At 61.4% G+C, this 5,985-nt stretch carries 4 protein-coding genes; 2 read left to right on the top strand and 2 right to left on the bottom strand.

Going from position 1 to position 5,985, the window contains the following annotated elements; genetic code table 11:
• A partial coding sequence (locus tag CW362_RS43685; protein WP_206301222.1) for a hypothetical protein occupies window positions 1-791 on the top strand: 791 nt, incomplete at its 5' end.
• Between the two features lie 723 nt (window positions 792-1,514).
• Here CW362_RS43685 and CW362_RS42190 read toward each other — a convergent pair.
• Window positions 1,515-1,901: a hypothetical protein gene (locus CW362_RS42190; RefSeq protein ID WP_103554876.1), complete on the bottom strand. Its 387-nt coding sequence runs from the start codon at window positions 1,899-1,901 to the stop codon at window positions 1,515-1,517.
• A 419-nt stretch (window positions 1,902-2,320) separates the two neighbouring features.
• Between CW362_RS42190 and CW362_RS42185 the strand changes: the two genes are divergently transcribed.
• Window positions 2,321-3,364 carry a hypothetical protein gene (locus CW362_RS42185; RefSeq protein WP_162684434.1) on the top strand — a complete coding sequence of 348 codons (1,044 nt, stop codon included), beginning with the start codon at window positions 2,321-2,323 and terminating at the stop codon, window positions 3,362-3,364.
• A gap of 136 nt (window positions 3,365-3,500) precedes the next feature.
• Here CW362_RS42185 and CW362_RS42180 read toward each other — a convergent pair whose 3' ends face one another.
• Entirely contained in the window at window positions 3,501-5,303 is a 1,803-nt protein-coding gene (locus CW362_RS42180) for an ATP-binding protein (protein ID WP_103554874.1), read from the bottom strand.
• Window positions 5,304-5,985 lie beyond the last annotated feature (682 nt).

The following is a 5,985-nucleotide window of genomic DNA, read 5'->3' as shown; positions in this document are numbered from 1 at the left end:
AACCGGACCGGCGAGTGTTTGGCCTGCCGTGGAACAGCAGCACTGTCTTGAAGATCGATGCTGATGGCAGCGCTTGTGTCGACCGAATGTCGAAGCTTGACACGACTGACGTGTGGACCATCGCCGCCCCAGGCGGGACCCGCAAGATCGCCCCCGCGGTGCCCTTCCACGAAGCCCTTCGGATGCCCACCTATCAGGCGCTGGAAGCGCGTGACTGGGCGTTGGGGCACAAATGCGATGCATGTTGCACCTCGGAGACCTTCGCTACCCGACACCTCGCACTCCCCCGCGGCCCCCAATGGGACCAGGCCCTCCGAACCGCGCTGATCGGAGACTGGACCGCTCCGCTGGAGCAAGGCGGACGCATCGGCCCTGAGGTGTTGGGCCGCATCAGGTCAGAGACCAAGGCAATCCACCAGCAGCTCGTGCCGGTGTGGCGACGACGAGTGCGCGGCTCCCGGGTGATGCTCCTTGAGACCCCTCTCGGTGACAACCTGACGCTTCTCGATCTTGTCGCTGGCGAGCTACGCATGGCTGACCTTGTCTTCGAGGCGGCATTTGAGGACGAGCGCGTCAATGCGGTTCTCGCGGGGCTCAATAATGCTGAGCGCCGAGTAGCGATGGCTTGGGCTCATCCGTCCATTGCAGACTGGACCGAAGCTGCGCGTTTCGCTGGTGTCCCCCATCCCGAGGCGTACGGCGAGCGAGTCCGGCGCAAGCTGAAGCGTCTCGGTGCTCGACATGCCACACGCGCTCGCGCCGCCGCCGAGTTCTGGCAAGGCGCCCGATGAACCGCGTGGGCAATGCACGGCATGTTGCCTGCTCCCTTCTACGTGATGCCTGCGCGGGAACTGGGATAGAAGGGGCCAGGTCGCTGGATGAGCGCCTGATGGCTAATGGGGCCTCAGTCGACCTGACCTGCCATCTCTGGCCGGGGCAGGAAGGCGACTCGGCATGAGTCTCATCACCTCGCTGCTCATCCTGTTGTTGTTCCTTGTAGCCCTACTCATAGGCGCCAGCGTCTTGGTCTTGTTGTTGGCCCGTCCAGCTTGGTGCGCCCCCGTCGCTGGGGCCATCGCCGCAATGGCCCTGGTGACTACCGTCGCTGGGCTACTCGTGGCTGCCACCCATGGCTAGCAGGGCGGGCTCAACAGTCGCCTCGTTAGCAGTGCCTGCAGTTAGCGGGGGCTCACGGCCAGCAGGATCGCGAGGGCCGCATTACTGCATGACCGCTTCGCTCCGGATGGGCACCCCTCGCTGTCAAGCGGGTACGGAGATGCGGGCACATGGTGCCGGTCAGTCAACATACGGCCGGCACAATGCCGAACTGCTGAACGCCGCTGGTGTCCACCGTTACTGCTGTCGGTCGTGACGACGTCTGACCACCGCATTAGGAGTTCGATCCAACGAGCCTTGCTGAGCTAACAGCCAACTCGACAGCTACCGTCGGAGGCCGCGGTTGGCCGCTGCCATCTGTCGTCGTTGATGTCAGACGTAGATGTCAGCGAGCCCCGCTACCAGCCCCCGCCGAAAAGGGGTTGCAGGGTGGCTGCCACTCCCGAGGTGACAGCCAGTATGCCGCCCAGGCTAGCCAGGGTCGTCGTGGCGTTCTGGAACAGCTCTTGCCGCAGTCGTGCCCACCGGGCGCTCCAGAAGATCATCTTGAGCTTCTGGAACTTGTGCTGGCGAAGGTGGCAGCCCATGAGGGCGCCGTGGCTGTTGTTGCGGCATGAGCCGCCCCGCCCTTCAGCTCCGCACCAGACGGGCACGTTGAAGAAGAAGTAGAAGGCGCTGATCCCAGACAGGACGAGGAGCACGACCGGTCCGAAGTCGAAGCTCAGCCAGCCAGCAATCAGCACCGCGAAGATGATCCAACCCCAGTACTTTCCGAATCCGTCCATGGGGGTTCATGGTTGAGGTGCGTCTGGCGTATGGGAGTGGCGCGACGGGGGCGCATCGAAGCACGCAAACCGCGCCAGTCGATCCACCAGGGGCGAAGCACATCAGCCTGGGAAGCAGCTTGGATTTCTTGGCGGAAGACGCTGGGCTGACCTGCGGTGGAGTGACGTTGGAGCCCTGACCACACCCAGAGCCAGCCCCCGCTGTTCCCCGTGCTTTCCCAGACGCTCTGGCACGCGAGTGGCACGTTCCTTCCTCTGAGCTGCCGAAGATGAGGCTTGGCCTTGGAGCGCGCTGGCACTGGCTATGTGCATTCCTCAGTTTGCAAGGGTTGCAGGCCTCGGAGACCACCTGGCTCAGCGGCCAGAGCACGTTAGGAAATTGGGGGTGATGTGTGGGTTCAGAGGGCTATCGTCAGCACATGAGATCAACCGTTCGGCCTCGGCTCTCCGTTCGCGTGGGCGCGGCCCCTGTGCCTGCCCTGGTAGAGGGAGTGCCCGCGTCACTCGAATCTGCGCTCCGTGACTGGATCTTCGAGACAGCGACTCAAGGCCGGCAGGAGATGCGGCACGTTCTGATCCGACTGGATCTCGAACTGCCGAGGCCGTACCTCAACCAGTATCAGCGGGAGCTGAGAGACCGTGAGGCGGAGCTGGTAGAACTCACCGCGCAATGGGACGCGGAGAGGTCGATGCGGGAGGAGAAGGCGTACATTCCCAGTCGGCCGTATGTGCCCATGCCCCCGGACCCACACGTGCGCTTTCTTGCTTACGGCACGGAGCTGGAGATCCTGTGGGACGTGGTCGATGACCTCCTCTCCGTGTTGTGCAGCGAGCCACTGCCCCCGGAAACTTTGCCGTTTGTCGCCAGGTGGAACAGCGGCGCCAGGCGGACCAAGCGGATCACCGAGCCGTTGAACCGCCTGCTGATTGAATCTCGGTCGGTGTATGAGGTCGCTTCGGATCAGCGCGGTCTCCAGCGGAGAATGGAGGAGGGTCTCAGCGAGGCACTCGCTATGGCGTCAGATGCGGCTGAGAGCAGTGGTTACCCGGCGGCCCGAAGGTACTTGGGGCGAGCCCGCGACAAGCTGTTCGCAGTGCACGCCGACGCAAGCGGTGCCTACGTTGACCTGATCCGCGCGGTGGAAGCAGTGGCCTGCCCGATGTTCCTGCCGCGCAACCCGCTGCCCACCCTCGGCAAGGTTCGTGATCATCTTCGGGATGCAGACGCGAAGTACGAATACGTACTGACCGACAAGTCAGGGACGCAAGGTACAACAACCGGGGTAGTCGCGATGCTCACTGATCTCTGGGAGGGGCACGGTGACCGGCATGCGGGTGGTCCGCGTGAGGTCCCGGTGTCTCAGGAAGCAGCTGAAGCAGCGCTGAGCGTTGCGACCGCTTTGGTGACACTCTTCAGCAGGAGTGCGGTGCGTTTGCGCCCTGCGGGACAGCGGAGAGCGTGACGGTCAGGAGTACGCAGGTAGACACGCAGTAACACCAGAGGGTCCGAACCAATTCGGTACGGGCCCTCTGATCATCTACTTAGATGAGGGACCTAACGAGGTGGTCTCCTTGCGAGGGGGCTCCTGTCTGAAATCCTTAGCGAGCTCGCCAGCGCGCGTTCCGTGACCGAGGTTTCCCAACCAAGATGATTAGGCCCTTCTCGCGAAGAGCTTGGAGTGCTCCGCGCACTTGGACAGCGTCGAACCCCGTCTTCTCCTCGATCTCGCTTCGATGTAGCTCTCCGTCTGCGAGCGAAGCCAGGACCGCGCTTTGGAGATCAGTGACACTCGGACTTGCGTTACTAGCTAGCGTAGGTTCTAGATTTTCGTTCGCACTGCTCGTTGCAGCAGAAGACGAGACTCCGTCGAGTAGCTCGCTAAACAGGTCTTCATCGGAGTCTTCTTCGTTTGCGCCTTCAAGCGTATAGAAAGCAGACCCACGTGTACCGAACTGCTCAACGATTCCTCTGTCAACCAAGTCCTTTAGGTCACGGCTCGCGGCCCTACTGTCGTGCACGCCTGTCGCGGCCCTGTATGAGCTGTTCGTCATTGTCTGGCCGTTACGCATCATAACTAGCGCTGTCATCTGAGGCCTCGATAGCGGGCCTACTTCCAGACTCCCCAGCCAGGCGAGTGCGTCCTCATCAATCAGAGTGTGATTGGGGAACTCTGCGGTGAAGGAGGAGATGTCATCAATGAAGCGCGGAGGCTCCATTCCTGCATCCGTCAGCGAAATTCTGATGCGGGCAATTCCGCTACCTCGATTTTCGCAGACCATTCTATTCTCGCCGTAAGGGGTGTCTTCGAGAATTTTGAGTAGCACCCTGTTTCGCGATGAGGAAACGGTGTCGGTCCCGAGAGTGTTTACCTCTACGGGGCCGTATAGGCCTCCAGGATTTCTAATCACGAGCCTGTCCGGGTACATTTCAACCTGCACTTGCATGCCTCGAGCAAACTCGGAGTAGTCCCTGTGTACCAATGCATTAACTAGGGCCTCTCGCAAAACTTCCTCGGGATATTCCCACTCGTCGGTGCGGTAGAGTCCTGAGACGATGCTTCGGCGTTTCATGTTGCGTTTTAGGGTGCGAATGCATTCGCTCACCATCTGCGGGATGGGGCCATCGATGGAGCGATTCTCTGTAAAACGCTCGCCTGCGGGCCCTAGGACTCCCGCCTCGGGTGTCGGGTAAGCGACAAACGTGATATCAAGCTGTGGTTCGAACTGTTGAGGATAAAGTCCGAACACCAGAAGTCCAGCAAGCGAGGGTACGAGTACTTCTTCGTGTTTTACGAGGACGTTGAGCATCCGCAAGGCTTCTTCATCAGTGATCCTGCTGAAGATTGAAGACTTGCTCTCTCTTACTCGACGCAGGAATCTGTGGATTAGCTCTTCGTCTAGGTCTGAAAGTGAGGCTTCTGCGATCGGGCGAAGGTCTTGGCGTTGTTCGCTACGATTCGAAAGGAGGACAGAGACTTCGTAATCGGTCAGCTTGCGGTCGCCATCGCTGACTCGCAGCCTGGACCCTGCCCACGGGCCCTTGTCCTTCTTGTGACACGGACGTTGGTCTCGTGGTGTCGGAGGGATCTGGCAGAGGATCACGTGATGCCCGTCGAGCTCGACAGTGGCCATCTCGGCGCGTACCGGGGGCTCCATCTCGCTGCACACTGCTGCGAGGTTAGCTTCAATTTTGGCTGGTTCATTCACGCCGACAACAGCAAAGCCAGACTTTTCATCGACCCCGAGAATGATCAGTCCACCTTGTGCATTCGCAAAGGCGCTCACCGTTTCCCACATCGAGGCCGGGAGGCCCCCCTGTGAGCGCTTGACTTCGCAAGTGAAGTGATCTCCGCCGAAGCGGCGCAGCTTCAGTAGCAAGTCATGCAGCTCGTCCTCAGTCACTGACCTAACCTCCTGAGTGCTGTGGTGCCAAGAGTAGCCTCATGCAAGTCTTGCAGCCCTCATGAGGGCTCATGCAGCTTGCATGTCGTTGTACCACCTGCATGAGGTTCGGGGGCGGTGACCAATCGTCGTTAGCCACCGCTCACCCTCAGCTCCCATCCCGTCTGCCGTCGACCCACACGTCTGTGGAGCGGGCGTGGTTCAGGGCGTCAAGGTGGAGCGCCCTGCTGGACGAACGACCTTGACGCCCTGGGCCGCGTCTGCTCGGCTTTGCCTGGGTCGATGGTGGACGGGATGGGAGCACCCCCACACACGCCGCACTCGGCTGGCACCCGCGAATAGCGCCCCCGCCATCTCGGAGCCTGAGCGCCCCCGCCGGAGGCATGTTCTGACCGACGGACTCCGTGTCCGGGTCTCTACTCATGGGCCGTCGCTTGCTGCGGCCCCAGGGGCCGACCCCGGCGCCGAAGGCGTAGAGGGGTCGGGCCCCAGGGGCCAGCCCGCGCTCGCGCGGGCACTTGAACCAGTAGAGAAAGTTGTAACTCAGTCGGTCGCGTGAGGCTTGTCCGATCCCGGGTGATGCTTGACAGTTCGATCCCAGCTGATGGTTGACAGTGGCCGTGATCGGCTTTTCTGTGCACGTCGTTGCGGCGTGTGGCAGGAGGCCGGGATTGGCGCTGGT

The sequence above is a fragment of the Streptomyces populi genome (genome assembly GCF_002911015.1).
Taxonomy (GTDB): Bacteria; Actinomycetota; Actinomycetes; order Streptomycetales; family Streptomycetaceae; genus Streptomyces; species Streptomyces populi.
Note: the sequence above shows the minus strand (reverse complement) of the source record. Positions and strands in the feature narration are given on the sequence as shown.

What these genes read in the sequence shown, in the direction of transcription:
- CW362_RS42185 (WP_162684434.1), top strand. Translation starts at nt 2,321, where the DNA reads ATGAGATCAACCGTTCGGCCTCGGCTCTCCGTTCGCGTGGGCGCGGCC.
- CW362_RS42190 (WP_103554876.1), bottom strand. Translation starts at nt 1,901, where the DNA reads ATGGACGGATTCGGAAAGTACTGGGGTTGGATCATCTTCGCGGTGCTG.